Annotated in this window: 18 protein-coding genes and 3 pseudogenes; 7 read left to right on the top strand and 14 right to left on the bottom strand. The window is 57.8% G+C overall.

Annotated features, from left to right (window positions below):
• The first annotated feature begins 201 nt into the window (after positions 1 to 201).
• The 5 genes and pseudogenes from AC13RC_RS26330 to AC13RC_RS26310 all read left to right on the top strand — a co-directional run bounded on the left by AC13RC_RS26330 (position 202) and on the right by AC13RC_RS26310 (position 5,892).
• Positions 202 to 780, top strand: a complete 579-nt coding sequence (locus AC13RC_RS26330; RefSeq protein ID WP_488558997.1) for a hypothetical protein — start codon at positions 202 to 204, stop codon at positions 778 to 780.
• A gap of 48 nt (positions 781 to 828) precedes the next feature.
• Complete coding sequence (locus AC13RC_RS26325; protein WP_488558996.1) at positions 829 to 1,521, top strand: hypothetical protein; 693 nt, start codon at positions 829 to 831, stop codon at positions 1,519 to 1,521.
• 239 nt (positions 1,522 to 1,760) lie between these two features.
• Complete coding sequence (locus tag AC13RC_RS26320) at positions 1,761 to 3,239, top strand: tetratricopeptide repeat protein (RefSeq protein ID WP_488558995.1); 1,479 nt, start codon at positions 1,761 to 1,763, stop codon at positions 3,237 to 3,239.
• Between the two features lie 359 nt (positions 3,240 to 3,598).
• Positions 3,599 to 4,765: pseudogene (locus AC13RC_RS26315) on the top strand (IS110-like element ISRel9 family transposase).
• Between the two features lie 389 nt (positions 4,766 to 5,154).
• Positions 5,155 to 5,892, top strand: coding sequence for a hypothetical protein (locus AC13RC_RS26310; RefSeq protein WP_488558994.1), 738 nt, complete (start codon positions 5,155 to 5,157; stop codon positions 5,890 to 5,892).
• Between the two features lie 6 nt (positions 5,893 to 5,898).
• Here the strand turns inward: AC13RC_RS26310 and AC13RC_RS26305 are convergent, their stop codons facing one another.
• From AC13RC_RS26305 to AC13RC_RS26270, 8 genes are all read right to left on the bottom strand, one after another.
• Positions 5,899 to 7,320, bottom strand: a complete 1,422-nt coding sequence (locus AC13RC_RS26305) for an ISNCY family transposase (protein ID WP_488558993.1) — start codon at positions 7,318 to 7,320, stop codon at positions 5,899 to 5,901.
• Between the two features lie 271 nt (positions 7,321 to 7,591).
• Entirely contained in the window at positions 7,592 to 8,563 is a 972-nt protein-coding gene (locus tag AC13RC_RS26300; RefSeq protein WP_488558992.1) for an alpha/beta fold hydrolase, read from the bottom strand.
• Between the two features lie 338 nt (positions 8,564 to 8,901).
• A complete protein-coding gene (locus AC13RC_RS26295; protein ID WP_069613480.1) occupies positions 8,902 to 9,792 on the bottom strand; it encodes a LysR family transcriptional regulator in 891 nt (296 codons plus the stop codon).
• 33 nt (positions 9,793 to 9,825) lie between these two features.
• On the bottom strand, positions 9,826 to 10,167 hold the full coding sequence (locus AC13RC_RS26290; protein WP_488558991.1) for a hypothetical protein: 342 nt from the start codon (positions 10,165 to 10,167) through the stop codon (positions 9,826 to 9,828).
• A gap of 23 nt (positions 10,168 to 10,190) precedes the next feature.
• On the bottom strand, positions 10,191 to 10,655 hold the full coding sequence (locus AC13RC_RS26285; protein WP_472517239.1) for a nuclear transport factor 2 family protein: 465 nt from the start codon (positions 10,653 to 10,655) through the stop codon (positions 10,191 to 10,193).
• 69 nt (positions 10,656 to 10,724) lie between these two features.
• Positions 10,725 to 11,273: a carboxymuconolactone decarboxylase family protein gene (locus tag AC13RC_RS26280; RefSeq protein WP_488558990.1), complete on the bottom strand. Its 549-nt coding sequence runs from the start codon at positions 11,271 to 11,273 to the stop codon at positions 10,725 to 10,727.
• Between the two features lie 124 nt (positions 11,274 to 11,397).
• Entirely contained in the window at positions 11,398 to 13,455 is a 2,058-nt protein-coding gene (locus AC13RC_RS26275; RefSeq protein WP_488558989.1) for a 2Fe-2S iron-sulfur cluster-binding protein, read from the bottom strand.
• Between the two features lie 59 nt (positions 13,456 to 13,514).
• The gene (locus AC13RC_RS26270; protein WP_069613476.1) at positions 13,515 to 14,126 is read right to left on the bottom strand and encodes a glutathione S-transferase family protein; all 612 of its coding nucleotides are present in this window, start codon (positions 14,124 to 14,126) and stop codon (positions 13,515 to 13,517) included.
• A gap of 269 nt (positions 14,127 to 14,395) precedes the next feature.
• On the opposite strand from AC13RC_RS26270, the pseudogene AC13RC_RS26265 reads away from it, so the two are divergent.
• Positions 14,396 to 14,540, top strand: a pseudogene (locus tag AC13RC_RS26265) (aldehyde dehydrogenase family protein); the annotation flags it as partial.
• 21 nt (positions 14,541 to 14,561) lie between these two features.
• Here the strand turns inward: AC13RC_RS26265 and AC13RC_RS26260 are convergent.
• From AC13RC_RS26260 to AC13RC_RS26240, 5 genes are all read right to left on the bottom strand, one after another.
• On the bottom strand, positions 14,562 to 15,029 hold the full coding sequence (locus tag AC13RC_RS26260; protein ID WP_245300432.1) for a zinc-binding dehydrogenase: 468 nt from the start codon (positions 15,027 to 15,029) through the stop codon (positions 14,562 to 14,564).
• A gap of 507 nt (positions 15,030 to 15,536) precedes the next feature.
• Positions 15,537 to 15,776, bottom strand: a complete 240-nt coding sequence (locus tag AC13RC_RS26255; RefSeq protein WP_069613475.1) for a tautomerase family protein — start codon at positions 15,774 to 15,776, stop codon at positions 15,537 to 15,539.
• Between the two features lie 12 nt (positions 15,777 to 15,788).
• Positions 15,789 to 16,439: a DsbA family protein gene (locus AC13RC_RS26250; protein ID WP_488558988.1), complete on the bottom strand. Its 651-nt coding sequence runs from the start codon at positions 16,437 to 16,439 to the stop codon at positions 15,789 to 15,791.
• A gap of 62 nt (positions 16,440 to 16,501) precedes the next feature.
• On the bottom strand, positions 16,502 to 17,215 hold the full coding sequence (locus AC13RC_RS26245) for an SDR family NAD(P)-dependent oxidoreductase (protein WP_488559004.1): 714 nt from the start codon (positions 17,213 to 17,215) through the stop codon (positions 16,502 to 16,504).
• Between the two features lie 136 nt (positions 17,216 to 17,351).
• The gene (locus AC13RC_RS26240) at positions 17,352 to 18,284 is read right to left on the bottom strand and encodes a LysR family transcriptional regulator (RefSeq protein WP_069613474.1); all 933 of its coding nucleotides are present in this window, start codon (positions 18,282 to 18,284) and stop codon (positions 17,352 to 17,354) included.
• Positions 18,285 to 18,476: 192 nt separating this feature from the next.
• Between AC13RC_RS26240 and AC13RC_RS26235 the strand changes: the two are divergent.
• Positions 18,477 to 18,738: pseudogene (locus tag AC13RC_RS26235) on the top strand (epoxide hydrolase N-terminal domain-containing protein); the annotation flags it as partial.
• An 8-nt stretch (positions 18,739 to 18,746) separates the two neighbouring features.
• On the opposite strand, the gene AC13RC_RS26230 reads toward AC13RC_RS26235, so the two are convergent.
• Positions 18,747 to 19,586 (bottom strand): SDR family NAD(P)-dependent oxidoreductase, encoded by an 840-nt coding sequence (locus AC13RC_RS26230; protein WP_488558987.1) that lies wholly within the window; start codon positions 19,584 to 19,586, stop codon positions 18,747 to 18,749.
• Positions 19,587 to 19,817 lie beyond the last annotated feature (231 nt).

Genomic DNA, 19,817 nt, shown 5'->3' with positions numbered 1-19,817 from the left:
AGTGGCGTATTCAAAACCGCCGGGGCTCTAGTCGCCGCTGGGTGAAAGTTCAGTGGCAGGTCAGGTCGGGGAAATCACGGAAGAGCAACGAAAATTGCCGATAAAAGGAATATGGAACGATACCTTCCTTATTAATCGCATTGAGGAGGGATGGCTTCCGGAGAAGGATCTCCGCTGAGAACGAGGCCCTAGATAGAACCCATGCTGGGAATTTTTAAGAAAAAGAAGCCCGGAGTCGTCGTCGCAACATTGAACGCGCGCCTTCAACCAAAGGATCGCGCTGATATCGAAGACGCCTTGAATGCGGCCATGGTCAAAAACCGGTATGGCGTACGCGTGGCCGGCGGCGGTACCTTGATGGCGCCCAATGGAGAAGTCAGTGCTTGCGATATCGAGATCGAGCTGGATGATCTCTCCGACAAGATGATCGGTATAGTCATTCGCACTCTCGAAGCGATACTGGCTCCCAAGGGCTCCCGTCTGCTGATCTCCGACGAGGAGCGGCGGGTCGATTTCGGGGTACAGGAAGGATTGGCCTTGTATTTGAATGGAACCGACCTGCCGGATGAGGTCTACCGGGATTGTGACATCAATCATGTTTTTGCGGAATGCCAACGACTGCTGGAAGGCGTTGGAGCGGTAAACAGTCATTGGCAGGGGCAGCAAGAAACGGCCTTGTATATGTACGGATCGAACTTCACGATCATGCGGGAACGGCTGACATCCTTGTTGGAAACATATCCGCTGTGCCGACAATGCCGCGTTGAACGGGTTGCATGACGGACGGAGAAGGCTCCAAAGCCAAGCGAAGATCATAGGAACTTCAGCATGCATGCAAAACTCTTTGCCGCTATCGGGCTCGGCCTGATGACTGGCCTCCTAGCGGGATGCGCCGGAGGCCGCGATCCTGGCAAGGCGGCGGCTGAACATAGTGCCGCTGTCGCACAGATCGCATCGAAGAAAAGCCAGAAGGGAGCCTTGCTGCTCATCCGGATCGTGGATGGCAACATGATGGGTGACCAGTATTGCTCCGGCCATATTCGCCTGCGTCGGATCGACAATGGCAAGCCTGACAAAAATACGCCGTTTGAAGACATCTATTCCGCCGATCGGTGGCTGCTGCCCAATGAAAAGAAACCGAAGGATATGCGGGCTACTTTCCTGTATCGGGTCGCGGACGCCGCCTCCTATGCTCGGTCTTTCAGACCCATCGCCCCCGGCCGCTATGCCATTACCTATGCGGATTGCCAGTACGGCATCAGCCAATTCAGCAATGGGGTTAAGCTGGAGGCTGGAGGTGATCACAACTTCCTATTCAGCTACGTCAGCCCAATTGGAGGCGAGAGTACGATTACGATCGGTCAAGGTCAGATTGTCGATGCCGGCTATGTCCGTATTGCCGGGCGGCCTAGCAATCCGACCATCCTAGCCTCTGGGGCATCGGCTGCGGAGCGCGAGGTCATGCAGGAAGTTCTCCCAGAGATTTACACGTCAATCACATTCACAAAATTCAGCCAGTAGCTATCGGAATGCGGTTGTTGGAGAACAAGATTGTGGTCCAGTCAGACAACCGATGGATCAACGATCCAAAACAACTCGACCCAATCGGCTGAGGTTGACGAGGGAAGGCACTGAGACGGATCTGAAATATGGGTTCGTCGGGGTGCTCACCTAATTTTGGACCAAGGCCGACTTTCAACTTCCTGCCAGCTGAACAATCTCCATAAGGCTAAAGCATGATCCTGCGAAGATTATCCCTGATGTCCCTTGCCATCGTCCTGCTCGGGTGGAGTGACGCCTATGCCGGAGCGGATGACCTACCAACGCCGCAGCTCTGCTCGACAATGGATGATTGCACAAAGCTGATCGACAAAATAACGGACTCGACCCAACTCGCGCAGGCGCTTGCCGACCGATGCAGTTTGCAGTTCAAGCCGCTCTTGTTTCTATCTACCAAGGACTGCGACAGGGCGATCGCAATCGAGCCCAACCTCATCTCGGCCTACGAAGCTCGATCCCGCATCAATGCCCTTGTGGCGGTGACGGCGTCGGATCCGGCCAAGAAGCAGTCTGCTGCGCGTCAAGCTGAAGCAGACTTCGACAAGATCGTCGAGTTGGCACCCAACCAGGCTCGCTCCTATCTGCTGCGAGGCCGGTATCTGATGCTCGCAACGCGCTATGATTTGGCCTTGCGCGATCTTGATAAGGCAGCCTCCCTCAGCCCCGAGGAACCCCTTGTGTATTTCCAAAGATGCAGCGTTTACAAGAGCCTCGGCAAAGACGACCTTGCCCTGAAAGATTGCGAAAAATTTCTTTCAGTCGCGTCGCCGCAAACTGCAATCCTTACGACGATGGCCGAGATCTATCTTGCACGCCATCAGCTTGAACGGGCACTGCCTCTTACCAATCAGGCGGTGGAATTAGGTGTGGCCAAGGGCGACGTCGAGAATTTTGATCTGAGCAAAGCCTTGACGATGCGTGGGCGCATATATCTTGAGATGGGGGATCGGGAGAGAGCGAAACAGGACTTCGCTGCGGCAATTTCCGCCGCGCCGAGCGGCACGGAAGCCCGGGAAGCACTCGGAGCACTTCTCAACAAACATATTCCTTCGGACATGGACTGCAGTTTTGCCGCGGTCAATCCGAGCCGGGAATCCCAGTTGAATGCAATAAAGATCTGTACGGATTTGTTGGATGTCGCCGAGAGCACGTTGGCAAGAGATCAACGCGCCAGACTTTACATGGCGACGAAGCAGTATGATCTCGCTGCTGCTGATTTCAGCAAGCTGATCGAGGCAGATCCCAAAAATATCAGCAATTATCTGTTCACAGCGCAAGCCTATTACAAAGCTGACAAGCAGGATTTGGCCCTGGCTGACATCAATAAATCCCTGGAGGCGCAGAAGAGTGTCAAAGTATTGGATCCCGAGGCATCACGGCGCATGAATTTAATCCTTCGGGCGGAAATCGAAATGGCTTTAGGTCATCACGCCGAGGCTCTGCAGGATGTCTCGGAAGTGCTGGCGAAGACGCCTCAAGTTCCTGAGGCATTGGCGATTCGAGCTTGGCTAAAAACGCGACAAGGTGATCTGGCGGGAGCGAAGCATGACCTCGACCTTGCGATGGGAATAGAGACATTCATCTACCGCACGCGGTTCACGAAGGTGCAGGATGCGCTCGGACGGGGAGCACAAGCCGAAGCCGATGCCGCTTTCCACGATGCGTTTCGGGATATCTAGCGCTTGCAGACGGGCGACCTTTCTCCTTCAAAATGCTATTGGATTGTTGGAGGATCCGCTCAAAATGCATCGCAGCAGGGATTAGGTATGTCGCACTTTACGTCAACGTTCATCGTAACGTTATAACTGTCAAAGCTGGATAGGGCTGCGACGTGGTCAGCCGGTTAGAAACGCGACAACAGGGTCTTCTTGTTCTGACGATCAGCCCCCGGTCCGACCGGCTGGGCCGGGTTGAAAGGGCGGAGCGGGGGCGGGTAACGAAGCTCCCCTTCGGCTTTAGATCCCATGAGGAGTGAACAGCGGCCGCCGCTCTGGCAGAGTGAGGTTGCATCAAAACACTCGCTCAGGAGGAGCAGTTTATGGAACCTGCATCCATTCATCCGACCGCTGTCCGCATTGATCTTGGCGCAATTTTTGTATCATTGGAACTGAGCCGATCGACCTGATTGATCACTTCGTTGTCGCCGGGCAGTGGCGAGAAGATGTCGAAGCACGTAGTGGCCGGTGGCAATGTAGCCGAGCTGCTGGATCGATTTGAGCAGCTACAACAGAAGGCGCGGTTGAGAACAGGGAAGTTATTTCCCATCGTGACGATCCAAGAGGCAGGATTGGACGGCTTCTGGATCCACCGCGTGCTGGAGACTCACGGCATCGAGAGTTACGTCGTCGACGCAGCTTCGATCGCGACTTCCCGTCGACGTCGGCGTGCGAAGACCGACAAGATCGATGGAGAGGCTCTGACGCGCACATTGCTTGCGTTCAAGCGCGGCGAGCCTCGCGTCTGTGCGATGGTCAGAGCGCCAGATCCGAAGGACGAAGATCGGCGTCGGATTTGCCGGGAACGCAAAGTTTTGATTGCTGAGCGGGTCAGGCATGTCAATCGCGTGAAGGGACTACTCTTCGCTCAAGGCGTCAGCGGCTATCAACCGCTCCGTAAGGATCGCCGTCAGCGGCTGGAGGAACTCCAGACCGGAGATGGGCGCGAGTTACCGAAACACCTGAAGGCTCAAATCAATCGCGAACTCGACCGTCTCGAGTTGCTGCTGGAACAGATCGCTGCAGTGGAGAGCGAGCGTAATTCGCTCCTATCGATGGACGAGCAGCCAGCGGTTGAGGCAACCTCGCCCGCAGCGATGCTGCTGTCCTTAAAGGGTGTTGGCGCTGAATTTGCCGCCGTTCTTTGGACCGAAGCCCTGTCCCGGCATTTTGATAATCGGCGGCAGATTGCCGCCTATGCAGGTTTGACACCAACCCCATGGATGAGCGGGACCATCGACCACGAACAGGGTGTCTCAAAGGCAGGAAACCCTCGGCTGCGCACTACGATGATCCAACTGTCTTGGTTGTGGCTACGCAATCAGCCAGCATCAGCGCTTAGCCGTTGGTTTGTGGATCGGGTTCAGTCGAATGGTGGACGCTTAAAGAAAGCCGCGATAGTGGCCCTGGCGCGCAAACTCCTTATCGCGCTGTGGAAGTTTGTCACTGCGGGTGTTGTCATCGAGGGGGCTGTCATGAAGACCGCCTGACGACCCCAAAAGATTGCCGAATACACAAATCTTCCAGGACTGATCACTCCTGGCGGATCCAGGTGAGCGAACCGCCTCAAAGTCGGGCTTTAAATGCCGCGCTTTAGATTGGTCCCGTTCTCCTGAGCCTTGCCGCTACGAAAGCGGGATAATGGTGCTGCCGGGCAAAACGGCGACCGTATGTGAGTTTGAACCGGTGACGGAAACGTGCCGCGTCATGCAAGGTGGCTCAGACCATGGGTTCGATACAAAATCGAAAAGGCAAGCTATGAAACTATGATTGAACTTGACGGCGAAATCCTCATGTGAGCTTTCTCAGTAGCAATTCTTCTATCGCCGGCTGATACTCGTTTGCACCGCATGGGGCGAGTAGGGATCAAAGCGCAACGATGCTTCCGGAAATCAAGTTGCAGGGTGACGTCGATGTCGCCGCGCTGTCGCCACTTCTTCGCGGCATGCTGCTTGCGGTTGCTTATGCTGACGGTGAAGGTGGCATAGGATTGACGGCAACCGGCGCCATGAACCGCAAGTTCGTGCATTGGGCCGCTGTGAACTTCCTCTGGCCCGACTTTACAGCCGAAGACCTCTACAGCATGAACAAAGTGCTGAACGAAAGCGACATGCCGCCGCTCTGGGTCGTGCGGGACATGACCCGCCATCTGAAGCTTCTTCGCCGGAAAAAGGATGTGCTGCTGCCAACCAGACGTGGCCGCGAGTTCCTGATGAATCCGCAAGCCTTCTTCGATCGCGTCGCCACGGATTATCTCTATTCCTATGTCCACACCACCGAGCGCAAAGAAGAGGTCCAAGCTCGGTTACGTTGGTGGCGCATGTTCCTCAATCTTCTCAATATCAAGACGAGAGAGGGCTGCACGCCATTGGAGGTCGTGAAGATCCTCTATCCAGACATGGCACCTCTGTCCGACACCGAAATGACCCTGGAAGCCTGGGAGCTAAAATCCGATCTCCAATATGGTGTCCTTCGGCGCCTGTGCTGGCTGGGCCTGCTTTATGAGGCACGAGAAGGGCTCACGCTTCTTCAAGACGGAGCCTTCCACAAGACGCCGCTTTGGTCCGCCTGCCTGCAGCTGGAATCAGATACACAAAGCGACATCGGCGTGCACTGACGATCTTTATTCCGCCGTTGGTTGCCGCAACAACGCTTTCTCTCGCCGCGCAATCACCGCCGGATCGTTCATGTAATCTGTCCTCGGCTTGCGGCCTCGCTTCTGATAGCCGTTGGCTGTGCTGCCGTCCCGAATGCCGAACATATGATCCGTCTGTCCGGTGCGGCGAGGGCCGCTCTTGCTCCGCTGCTGTTGTCGTCCAGCCTGCATCTCGGCGACGATTGACAGCATGTCGTCCAGACGCTTGTTGTCGACGACTTCCGGCCGATGGACCGACCGCAGCTTGTCAAAGGTTCTGTAGGGTAGGGCAAAGCTCTCGTGCATGATCTCGAGGCGACCGTCCGGATAATCGCAAACAATCACCTTTTGGCCGGCCAAGGGTCTGGAAACGTCGGTCGGATCGAGAATGAATAGCACCTTGTCGTAGCGTAGCGTCAAAGCCTGCGACAGCGTGCGGACTTCCTTGCGGCACATGGCGCCATCAAGGTTCTCGTGATCGGCCAACGGCCGGTGCATGTCCTTCGGATTGCGCGGCTGTTTGCCGAAACGTGCGTTGAAATCCGTAATGAACTCAGCCGCATAGCCGTTGGCTTCCTCGATCGTGTCGATGCCGCGAAGCCGCATCTCCTTGACCAGCCGATCCTGCAATGTCTGGTTCGCACGTTCCACACGGCCTTTGGCCTGCGGGGTATTGGCGCAGATGATGTCGATGTTCAGCTCATAAAGCGCCCGGCCGAATTGTGTCAGGCCGCTCGTCCGGTCCTTCTCCGACACATGGGTCGAACGAAAGACGCCGTGCTTGTCACTGTAGAAGGCCAGCGGTTTGCCCCATTGCTGCAGATAAGCCTTCGTCGCATGCAGATAGTCGAACGTATTCTCCGAGCCAGCAAAGCGAAGATGTAAGAGCTTTCCAGTGGCATCGTCGATATAGACGAGCAGGGCGCATTTGGGGCCGCGGTTCTCGAACCAACAATGATGAGACCCATCGATCTGCACCAGTTCGCCAAAGCAATCACGTCGGCCGCGCGGCTGGAAAATCCGTTTTTTGCGTTCTCTGCGCGAGACCCAGATACCAGCCTCGGTCATCCATTGTCGCAGCGTCTCCTTGGCGACAGAGATCCGATGCAGCTCGATCAGCTTCTCACGTGCCAGCGTCGGACCGAAATCCAGATAGCGTTCGCGGATCAGATCCAGCGCCGCATTGCGAAACGCCTCGCTATGGCGCCGGTTGCTCGGGCGCGATCGCTTCTTGGAAACAAGGCCAGCCGGACCATCCCGGTCATAGGCCTGCAGCAGCCGATGGACCTGACTTCGACTGAGGTCGAGCTGTTCGGCAGCCTGGACAACGCTCAGGCGTTCGTCGCGGATCTTCTGGATGAGTTCGAGGCGATGCAATTCTTTCTGCGACATGGTGATCATAAAGGACATGACGACTCCGACCGCTCATGGTCTCGACCAGGCTGAAGGTCGTCATCCTTGCTCCCGACGTTGGCTTTGACCAGTGCGTCGATACACCAGAAGACTGCAGCAGGCGAGTTTGGCCCACCACCTCCCTCTCAAGACAAACGAAAATGCCTGCCGCGGGAGGAGAGATGCGGCAGGCGTATAGAAACAACTGAATAGCGATGGAAGCAGTTTGAGAGCTGCGGAGGAGGCTTCCTGAACCGCTTTCGGCCGGTGCGGGAGCCTCACTCCGATTTCACTTTGCAATCTTACGATCCAGGAAGCTCCTGATCAGCGGAGCCATCTCGTCCAGCTTGTCCTCAAGCGCAAAATGGCCTGTATCAAGGAGATAGAACTCTGCTTCGGGAAGATCGCGAAGATATGGGTGCGCACCTTCTTCCGGGAAAATCTTGTCGTTCTTGCCCCAGACGATCAACGTCGGCGGCTTGCGTTCGCGGAAGAATGCCTGGAATTGCGGATACAGGGGCAGATTGGTGCGATAGTCGTAGAACAGGTCGAGCTGGATATCCTTGTTGCCCGGTCGGTCGAGCAGCGCCTGGTCGTGAACCCAATTGTCGGGGCTGATCCGCGTCAGGTCTTTGACGCCATCGGTGTACTGGAATTTGGTCGTTTCAGGTGCAACGAGAGCAGAAAGCGCTTCCCGGTCCTTCTTCGCCCCCGACTTCCAGTAGGTGCGGATCGGGTTCCAGAAATCCCGGATGCCTTCGTCATAGGCATTGCCGTTCTGGACAATTAGTCCGGTGACGCGATCCGGATGCTTGAGCGCCAGCCGGTAGCCGACCGGTGCGCCGTAATCCATGACATACATCGAATACTTGGCGGCACCGAGCTTGGTCAGCAACGTATCGACGATATCGGCATAGTGGCCGAAGGAATACTCGAACTTGGTGTGATCGGGCGCGTCGCTCTGACCGAAGCCCGGATAGTCAGGGGCGATGACCCGGTAACGGTCAGCGAGCAGCGGGATCAGGTTGCGGAACATGTGCGACGATGTCGGGAAGCCGTGAAGCAGGACGACGACCGGACCGTCGGCCGGTCCGGCTTCGCGATAGAAGACGTTGACACCGTCGATTTCCACGGAGCGATAGTGAACCGTTGCAGATGCCTGCTGGGCGATCGCCGGCGTTTCGGCGAAGACTACGTTTGCGGGCGCGGTAATAAAGATGCTGGCGGATGCGAAAAGCAGGGCGGCAAGAGTACGAGACATTGTGGTTCTCCTCAGGAACGGTTGTGGGCGGTTTGTTGCCTGCAGCCAACATCGCTCTTTCAGCCTGGAAGGAGAATGTTCGTATTCGACAAGGGATTATTGCGTCTGGTGATATGAGTGCGGCAAAACAGGCGACCATTTGGATGAGCCGCTACGGTGGCGTCGGCGTGGTTAACGCCCTCCGACAGATCAAAGCTCAGGGGATCGACTTGCGGTGCGACCATCGCGCTTCGAAGCAACGCATGTTTGTTTCTTCGAACGGCGGTCCCACGCAAAGAGACGGGGGGCGGAAGCAGTTCGCTCCACGAGCATAGGCCAAGCTTGGTGATATTGAGGGGCTAGTTGAGAAGGCGGTTCTCGCGCAGCCTTGCTGCAGCCATATCGACGAAGGCGCGCACCTTTGCTGGAGCGTGCCGACCCTCCGGATGAAGGATATGGATGGGTAAAGGTGGTTCTTCGAATTCACTGAGGATGATCTGGAGCTCTCCAGCAACGAGGGCTGGGCCGATCTGGTAATTGAGAACCCTGGTCAGGCCCCACCCCTCGCGTGCCGACTGGATCGCCGCTTCGTTGGTGTTGCATTGCAAAGTCGCGTCAACGGATACTCGCAGATCGTCGCCAAACTTCCACTCAGGTGAAGCCCAGGCTGCAGTGGAAGCCGCGATACGGTGATCTTTCAGGTCCGCTGGCGATTTGGGGACACCAAAGCGCTCAAAATACTTCGGAGAACCACACATGACGCGACGGACTGTACCAACTTTCACGGCAGAAAGATTAGAGTCGGGGAGATGGCCGATGCGCACAGCGACATCGATGCCTTCCTCGACGATGTTGACCGGTCGGTCGATGAACAGCGTCTTCGCTTTCATCGTCGGATAGGTATCGAGGTAATCCGTCACGACCGGAAGAACGTACATTTGCCCGAACAGCGCGGACGCGGTTATGGAGAGAGTCCCCGTCGGCGTCGCGTAGGAACCGCCGGCAGCCGCCTCTGCTTCTGCGATATCGGCAAGGATCCGGCGACAATCTTCAAAATAGCGAACGCCCGCTTCGGTCATCTTCACCGAACGGGTGGTTCGCACGAGTAGGCGCGCGCCAATAAGGTCTTCGAGTGAGGCAACGGCACGTGTGACAGCCGGTGCGCTCATGAACATCTGGCGTGCGGTATCAGCGAAACTTTCGGTTTCGGCGACCTTTACAAAGATCCTCATTGCTTGCCAGCGATCCATCCATTCCCCCGAAGCACTTCAGTTTCCAAGACCTTAGGGGCTTGAAAACGTAGCCTCAAGAGGCACGGGATCATCCAATTGAGAATGGTAAGCCTGCGACATGAATTCTATCTCCGCACAGGCTTCCTCGGAAAGACCGGCCCGCAGTGCGCGCTGGTGCGTCTCCTGACAAACATTCAACGCAAGGGATATTGCGATCGACGTCTCGAAGTCGAAGCTTGAGCCCCGACGCGCCACGTCCATCTCGGCACCGGTCATGCCAAGGGCACGACCGGCTTCTTCTTGTTTTACAAGCTGCGATTTGCCCGCGTTGGTTCCCGTGAGAGCAAGCTCTATTGAAAGCCTTATGCGAGCATCGATTGACGAGCCGGCCATTTTTCCATCTCCTGCTCAGCCGCCTAAAATCCGAAATCGCTGAGGCCAGGATGGTCGTCCGGCCGGCGGCCCAGCGGCCAATGAAACTTGCGATCTGCCTCAGTGATCGGGTGTTCGTTGATGCTGGCATGGCGTTCCCGCATCAAGCCGTCTTCGGCGAATTCCCAGTTCTCGTTGCCATAGGCGCGGAACCACTGGCCACTATCATCGCGATATTCATAGGCATATCGGACGGCAATGCGGTTGCCAGTGAAAGCCCAGAGTTCCTTGATCAGGCGATAGTCGAGCTCCTTGTTCCACTTGCGGGTCAGGAAAGCCTCGGCCTCGGCGCGGTTCTTCGCGAACTCGGCGCGATTGCGCCAACGGGTATCGAGCGTATAGGCGAGCGCCACTTTGGCGGGATCGCGGCTGTTCCAGCCATCCTCTGCAAGACGGACCTTTTCAATGGCGCTCTCTCTGGTGAATGGGGGAAGCGGCGGACGGGACATGGTAAAATTCCTCTCAGGATGATGTGGAGCGGGAGGCGGTACGTCTGGCACCGCCTCCGGAGCCCGGCCTCAGGCAGCCGCGCGTTCGATGCGCGGGAAGTCAATCTCGGTGTCGAGGGCCTCGTTCACGTAGTTCGTGAAGGTGTTGAGGGCCACATGGGCGATGATCTCGAGGATCTCGGCATCGCTGTAGCCGACGTCACGGACCTTGGTAATTTCGGCTGGCGAGACGGAACCGCGAGCCACGGTCAGCGCCCGGGCGAACTCGACTGCAGGTGCCGCCTTGGCATCGTTCGATGTACCGCTCCGGTTGGCTGCAATCTCGCTCTCATCGAGCTTGGCGAACTTCGTGCCGGTGAAGGTGTGGGCCGACAGGCAATAGTCACAGCCGTTTGCTTCAGCCATGGCGAGTGCGACGCGTTCGCGAGTTGCCGGCGGCAGCTTGCCTTTGCCGAGTGCGCCCTGGAGCGACGTCAAGCCCGCCAACGCGGCTGGGCTGTTGGACACCAGCCGAAAGATGTTCGGAACGGAGCCGATCTGCTTCTGGATCGTCTCGAGGATCGGACGAGAGGCTTCTGGCGCATCGTTGATGGTGGCCGGTGTGGGAATGCGTGACATTGTATTCTCCTTTTTGGGTTGAGAGAGACGTCGCTCCCTTGAGATTGAATATGACCTGGTGGGGCGACTTGCTGAACATCGAAAGGGAACAAGGGACCGTTACGTTGGACGCAGCAATCGGCCCTTAGACAGCGAGCTGCAGGCCGCCTTCCTGGTCGGCAGGAACAGCGCAGCACAGGAGCACTTCGTCGGCGTCGATCTTCGCAGTGGGCTGCTTGACGTAAGCGACGGCGCCCTTGACGAGCTTCGTCCGGCACGTCCCGCAGTTTCCTTCCCGACAACTGAACTCGGGTTCGAGGCCGCGCGCCTCAGCGAACTCCAGAAGAGTGCCGGAACCAGGTGTCCACCGCGCCTCTTTCATGGAATTCGTGAACACGACGGACACAGGTTTTTCGGACGGCTGCACGGCGGGAGACATCAAGGCTGGCGACGGTTGCCCCGTGCGGACCAGCGACGACGGACCGAAGGCTTCAGCCTGAATGCGATCGTCAGCAATGTTGAGAGCCCGCAGTCCGTCATAGAGTCCTTGGGTGAACTGGGCAGGTCCGCAGAGGTAGAAATCGTAGTCGTTGAAGGGAAGGAACCGCGTCAGCATCGCCATATCGATCCGCCCGGCCGCGTCGAAGTCCCTGCCCTCTTCAGCATCGGTGGTGTCGCTGAGGACCCTGACCAGACGTGCGACGCCCTTGGTCGCAGCAATTAGTTCGGCGATCTCCTTGTCGAACGGTCGATCGGCCTTGGAGCGAGCCGCGTAGAATAACGTGACCGGACGTACACGCTGCTTGCGGAGCCCTTCATATACCACGTGCCGGAGCATTGCGAGCATGGACGTGATGCCGACGCCGCCTGCCAGAAGAACCGCCGGGCGTGTCGAGCGGGCGTCGATGCTGAAGTCGCCGGCCGGCGCGCGCGCCTCGATGACATCGCCAACGGCGATGCGATCATGGAGGAACTGAGATACCTGACCATCGCGCTTGACGCTGATGCGGTAGATCCCGTCGGACGGCGCGACCGAGAGCGTGTAGGTCCGAATGGTCGACTTTTCCTCGCCGGGCAGCTTGATGCGGATGGGCAGATGCTGACCGGCCGCGTGCGGAAGGAGCCCTGCGCCATCGCCTGGCCGGAGGTGGAAAGACTTGATCGTCGCGCTTTCATCGACGATCGCGGTGACGGTCATTGGCCGCCAGCTTTTAGCAAACTCTGCGGCGCGGAGACGGTCGACCACTTCGCTCCAGCTGCCCGTCATCAGGGAACTCGGGGACCAGCCGTCCTTCTGAAAAGCCCACCTCAGAGCCAGCGCATTGCGGCGCCGAACAATGCGCGTCGGCTTGAAGGTCCAAAACCGCTCTGCCCCCTGGAAGGCGGCGATCTCGGGCGAATCGAAGATGACTTCGGCTTTCCCCGTCATCTGGAGCATATCGCCGGTGGTGAAATCGACGAACAGCAGTCCTGCCTTTCCGTTCAGCAGGATATTGCCAAGCGTTGCGAAGAAGAGATTGCCGTCGAAATCCGGGATCGTCAGGACGCCGTCGTCACCGACGCGGACAAACCCGGCATTGCCGCCGCGGTGGGATACATCCACCTGACGCCGGTCCTCGCGATCCACGTACGACGTGACAAAGAAGGCGTCGGCTTCCCGAATGATCGCGCGCGCTTCGTCATCGAGGGCGGGCAGTTCCTCGACCTCACCGGTAAACGGTTCGCCTGGCTGGCGCTCGAATGCGAAGTCGCGCAGCTGAATGTAGCGTGGGCAATTTCCAAAACTCTGATCGACATCGATGCGAAAGCCTCCGTCGATTGTCGAGACATAGCCGTTCATACGGTTACGACGACGCGTGTGCATCTCGATGCCAAGGAGGCCAATCGGCAAGCCATCCGCCAGTCCGCCGCTCGCCGGGTCACTTGGATCTCGGGTCGCGCGGATGTCCAGCACGACAGGCGACGGTGACGACATGAACCCGGGTTGGCCCTCGATAAACGTCGCCCAGGCGTCACCCCTCCGATCGACACTTCCCAGGACAATAAACGGGAGTTGAGCGTAGAAGTCCCGGTGCTGGTCCGGCACGAAATCGCGAATGACACGTTGACCAACTGCGGCCATGCGTTCCTTTACGCCGAGCTTTTCCTGAATAAAGGTCTCGCCTTCATGCCACGTCGGCAGTTTTGTGAGCTTCACGGACATCTGCGTTCTCCAGAGAAAGAGGCGAAGAGCGTGCAAGGTGTCGCACGCCCTATCGTGGCTCAGGCGGCAAGGCCGACCGGCGTTTTGACGAAATCGACGAAACCCGGAAGTTGCTCGACCCGGCGCAGCAGAGCATTCACGGACGGATAGGGGCTGAGGTCGACATTGCCTTCCGGAGCGCGCGCGACATAGCTGTAGATCGCGACATCGGCGATCGTCGGGCGGTTGCCCGCCAGCCATTCCCGCCCTTGCAGATGGCTCTCGGTCCGGCCAAGGATGGTATGTGCACGCCCGATGACTTCTTCGGGATTGAACTTGGCGCCGAAGACCGTCACCAGACGCGCAGCTGCCGGTCCATAAGCAATCTCGCCGGCTGCAACCGAGAGCCAGCGCTGGACGTCCGCGGCCCCTTTTGCATCTTCGGGAAGCCACTCCGTCTGGCCCGACTTCTTGGCGAGGTAGACCAGGATCGCATTGGAATCAGAGATGAAGACATCGCCATCCGCCAGAACCGGGACCTGCCCGAACGGGTTCATTTTGAGGAAGTCGGGCTGTTTGTGGGCGCCAGATTTCAGATCGACTTCGACGAGCTCGTGGGGCATCCCGATCAGCGAAAGGAAGAGCCGGGCGCGATGTGCGTGACCTGACAGCGGATGGTAATAGAGTTTCATGTGATTGCTCCTGATTGAAGGCCGGGTTCGTTCCCGATCCGTGAACACAGGATGCAATGCCCGATCGCGCAGCTGAATACTCATGTTCGGCACTGGACTGTTACGCTGAGTGGAACAGTCCAGTAGCGCCATGATACTAGGTGAACTTGACATCCACCCCGTTGGGCGATCCCCCAGCTGAAGAGCGGGTCACGTCATTCCCGTTGCCCGCAGCTCCTTTATCAAGTCGATGAACCGACGCAGCTTTGCGGGGATATTGCGCCTTCCGGGATAGCGGCCGCGTCGTGATCAACGGGTGCAACCAGTGAGCCCCTCGCTCCATGCGGTGGCTTCAAGCAGCCGGGTGTCGGCCGCGAGCACGGCGTGTTCGGCCTCGAGTCGTTCCTCGAGCCAAAAGCCATCATCGCCTCATAAGCTGAGCTTGATGGGATCGCATCACGAGTTCTGAATTCGCAGCAGAACCTCACCGACAGCTTTCCCGCTCTCCTGCAACTCGTGTGCCTCGACCACTTCGTCGAAGGCATATGTCTGCCCGATCCGCGGAGCGCATGCGCCCGATGCGGCGCAGGCCGAAACCTCTTCGGCTGCCTGCCTCATCGCGGATTCCGGCATGGTGTGGACATAGACGAACCGGAATGAGAAACCGCCCAGCAGCGCCGGAAAGAACGGGATCGTCAGCTTTGCGTCTGGCGATTCCGTCGAATAGGCCGACACGACACCGTTGCGGGCGAGACAGGCGCTTGCTACGTCGATGTTCGCGGAGATATCGACGTCGACGATACGGTCGACGCCATGGCCGCCTGTCGCCGATCGTACTCGCTCTGAGACATCCTCGCCATGCCGGTTGAGCACAAGATCGGCGCCGGCCGCACGCGCGACCTCCGCCTGCTGCTCACAGCTCACCCGCGCTATTTGATGATAGGGTAAACGAACCGCTATTCATCTGTTTTGCATCCACGACAATAATAACACTTTCGTCGGTTGCCTGCAGAACGTGGTCAAAGCCGTTGTTGCTGCCATATTTGCCACCGTTCAACACAGTTAGCCCTGATCGACAGCAACGGAATCGACGAGTCGCTCAGTCAGCTGTCCGGTCAGATCCCCGTTCATCGGCAATGGCATTGGCCTCAACCACCTGAGCGGGGGTAAGACTAACGATGCCGAGACCACGATCGGTCGCTACAAATCCATCGTTGGCGGCCGGCTAAGAGGACGGTCGTTCGCAGCACAGCAGACGGAAATCTACCTCGGCTGCTAAGTGCTCAATCGAATGCTGGCATGCGCACGCCCAAAATCCGTCCGCTGCAGAAAAGCTGCCGCATACCAGCAGCATCAAAGATGGAAATCCCTCCTATCATTGATCGATGGCACCAACGCCGTCACAGTAGCGTTGCGGAGGAGCTAACGATCCTAGGAAGGCTTGGCGGCGGAAAGTTGCTTTCTGTATTCTTCGACGGGGAGGCCGCCCCAGCCCCAGTTTTCAAGATCGATTTCCTCGATGACAACGAAGGTCGATGCCAGCGGCTTGTTCAGGACTTCGAGCAGCACATTGCTGACGCCAGCAATGATCCGGGCCTTTTCCTCAGCCGTCACCGAGTTCGTGCCCGGCGTGTTGCCTTCTCGGGTGACTTGAATATTTACGATAGGCACGTGGACTTCCTTTCAATTGAGCGGCCGGGCCTGGAAGCCCATTGCCGACAGATGATGTTCTAGTGCGTCTACCGGGGCATACCCTGCCCCGACCCGCGCAAGCCTTCCATCCTTTTGAACGAAGAGGGTCGGAAAACTTGTCACGCCCAGTGCGCGCGCGGTGGCAAAATCCGTCGCCGCTTCGTCAACAGTGCTCTCACGGCGCCAGGTTTTTAGAAATTCCAACGCGGAGACCGAATGGTCGAGCGAGGTGAGTGCGACGCTGGCAACTGTGGCGAGAACTTCGCCGTCTGTTGTATCGAGAGCGTCGACGTAGAAAGCGTGCTGGAACGCGCGGAATACGCTCAGTATGTCCGCATCAGGCTTCAAGATTCGGGCCGCTACAACTGCTCTGCACACAGGTTCCGTGTCATAGATAAATCTTTCGCGGGCCAGCAGACCCTCCCGATTGAAAGGTAGACCGCTTGCTTCTTCGACTTTTGCCCAGTGATGCAGCCGGAATTGCTTGCCTGCGTCGTCCAGCAAGTCGGTCGCGCCTGCTCGCAGACCTCCAAGGATGATCCTCAAGGACGCTTCTGGGTGCCTCGCAAGTAGCAGTTCCATTTCCTTGCCGAAGCCGTAGCACCAGGAGCACATCGGGTCGGCAGCAAGAACAAGTTCCATGATCAGTCGCCTTTCGCAGGTGGACCCGGCGATCGGTTGCCGGATCCACTCCCAAACCTCGTTCACCAGCGACCAGCGTTCTGACCGCCGTCGACATGGAGGATTTCACCAGTTACAAATCCAGCGTCCTCGAGGAACAGGACCGCCTTGACGATGTCGCTGATCTCGCCCATGTGAGCCACGGGATGAAGACCGGAGAGGAACTCGTGCGTCTCGGGCGCATGCATGGGGGTCTTGATGATGCCAGGGGAAACAGCGTTCACGCGGACGCCCGACTTTGCATACTCAAGCGCTAGGCCCTTGGTCACGGAGTTAAGACCACCCTTTGTGAGCGACGCCAGGGCGGCAGGTACGCCTGCGATGGGCTGATCGACCAGGCTGGTGGTGATCGAGACGATGTGCCCTGCACCCTGCTTCAGCATCTGACGCGCGACGCGCTGTGTAATATGGAAGAACCCGGCGATGTTGACGCCGAAGTTGAGGTCGTAGTCCTCTTGAGTGAAGTCGATGAACGACTTCGCCGTGAACACGCCGGCGTTATTGACCAGCGTATCAATCCGGCCGAAACGTTCCAGCGCCTCTCGTACCACACGCTCTGCGGTTTCTTGCTTCGCGATGTCGCCGGCGATGGCGTGGACTCCTGAGTCAGCGCCAGCTTTTACCGACCGGGACGTCGCAACGACGTTATAACCTTTCTCGCGGTAGCCCCGCACCAAGCCCTCGCCGATGCCCTGTGACGCGCCGGTGATGATTGCAACTTTCTGAGTGCTCATGATGTGCATCCTTCTCATATCCACGGCCGTTTCTTTCGGTCGTGCAACGCCCTCGGCGTCGATGAATATGATTTAGATGTTCTCGCAGACCGGGAGAATTGCCACCATCAGGGCGAGACTGTGCCGCTATACGGCATAATCATGCCATTCCTTCAGCTTCGGAGGCAATGCGTCCTAATTCTGTCCTCAGCCGCGGAGCCGCGAAATCAACGAAAGCGCGCACCTTCGGGACCGTCATTCGGCCGGGAGGTGACAGCAGGTGAACGGGAAGCGGAGGAAGTTCATCGTCCGCCAGAACGATTTTGAGGCTTCCGTCTTTGACAAGATGAGAGACGTGGTAGGAATAAAGTCTCGTAAGACCTAGGCCGGCCGCAGCCGACGCCGCAGCCGCTCTCACGCTGTTTACAACGTATCTCGGCGTGAAATGAACCGACCTCGGAATCGAGGATCCTTTCGGGGGCGAAAAGCTCCACGATTCCAGTCCGAAATTGCTGAACGCGATGATGCTTTGCGCCGCTAGATCGGGAGGATCTTCGATGGCAGGCCGCCCAGCTAGATAATCTGGCGAGCCGACGACTACCCGCCGCACGTCGCCACCAATCCTGGTCGATATGTTCGACGAGTCCGGCAGATTGCCGATGCGCAGTGCGATATCGACGCCCTCATCCACAAGATTCACAAAGCGATCCAGCATTAGCAGCCTGACGGAAACTTTTTCGTGTAGGCGCAGAAAGTCGTCGAGGATAGGCCGTAGAACCTCCTCCCCCAATATTGGTGGGGCGGAAATTGTCAGCATACCCCGAGGAGAAGCTTGCTCGCCGACTGCGACAAGGAGAGCTTCTTCGAGATCAGAAAGAATTCGCCTGCAAACGACGACGTACCGCTGGCCCGCTTCGCTCAAATGCAGGCTCCGGGTAGTTCGATGAAGCAACTCGGTTCCGACATGCTTCTCGAGCATGCCGAGTGCACGGCTGATCGCGGTCGGTGAGCGCTTCAGCTTGCGGGCTGCTCCGGCGAGGCTGCCTTCATCTACGGCTGCAACGAAAACCTTCATCGCGTCAATGCGATCCATTCCTTACCCCGTGTTCTCCATTTGCCGTCCCCGGCCAGAGCATGGTCTTGGGATCGAGCACCTTGTACGAACGTATTGCCTCACCTTGGTGCAATGGAAGAAGTTTTGTCCAATGCAACGATGATTGATGTGACTAGAATAGCTGCCGAACGGGAGATCGCCAGCGACTTCAGCCAATGAATACAAGCCTGAACGATTGAGAAGCCAGCAAAATATTGGGTGGCGAGCACGATTGGCGGAAGGGCGAGGCTCGCCTTGCTGCCATGCTCCAATCCATCACGGAGATCGATTGGGTAGACATTCACTTTATCCACGGGAAATCGAAACGCGCGGGAGCCCTTCCGATCATCATCACGCACGGTTGGCCGGGATCGTTGATCGAGCGATGAAGATCGTCCGACCGCTCACCGGCGCCGCTGCTCACGGAGGCGACGCGGATGACGCGTTCGATGTCGCCAGCATTCATAGCTTGGCTTGTTCGACGGCGCTGAAGCGTAGCGCTCTGCCGTCTGCCGCGACTATGGCGTCCATCTCTTCTGCAAGCGCGTCGCGATCATCGACACCGCGCAGGAGACGGCCGGCAAGGGCATCGAAACGCCCAACGGCGATATCGGCAATCAAGAGAGCAGCCCGCGACGGTTCGATGTCGACACCGTCGTCAAAAAGCTTCTGGATCCCTGGCAGGTAGGTCTTCCCTGCCTCCGACGATAGCTGCAGTTCGGTCATTGCAGTCCGAACAAGACCGGGATCGACGGCAAAGGCGCGCACCCCGTGGCCGATGGTTGTGTCATTGAGACACTCCGTGAGACGCATGATGGCGGCTTTGCTGGACGCGTAACCGGAGCCGTGAGGAAAGCTGTTGCCCGTTCCGCCACCAACGACGTTCACGATTCGGCCGCTCCGCCGCGCCAACATCGTAGGAGCGACCGTGCGGCAGGTGTTGAATGTACCTCGCAGGTTGATCTCGACATCCCGCCACCAAACGTGGGGATCACAGTCCCAAATAGGACCAAAGCCCTGAAACGAGCCGTGGTTGTTGATGAGAATGTCGACCGGGCCTAATTCGGTTGCTACGCGAGCAAAGGCTTTTTCAACGGCGGCGAGGTCAATGATGTCCGTCGAAACAGCGATCGCTTGCCCGCCGTCTCCCTCGATGAGGGAGGCTGTTTCTTCAATCTCCGTCGCTGTTCGAGCCAGCACGGCGACCTTTGCCCCTTCCCTTGCCTGCTGTAGAGCGATCTCTCGACCTATTCCCCTACCGCCGCCAGTTACGATGGCGACCGTGTTCGAAAGGCGGGTCATGCTTGCTCCTATGGCGTTGTGAAATTGATCTGGATACACAAAACTATGCGTGCCTCGGTGGCTATGGCAATGAAGCCCTCCGTCATTTTTGGCTTGGAGCTAACCCAGTTATCGTTTCGAACCACAAAATCGCATAGCACTAGGCAGCGAGCGGGAAGCGCGGCTCGCGGGCGCGATCGTTGAAATCAGGAGCCTATTCGGTCGCTGCTGCTATGAGTTGACACGCCTAGT

This window comes from Martinezella sp. CNPSo 3890, assembly GCF_057784455.1.
The sequence above is the reverse complement of the archived record's forward strand: the minus strand, read 5'-3'. Positions and strand labels throughout refer to the sequence as shown.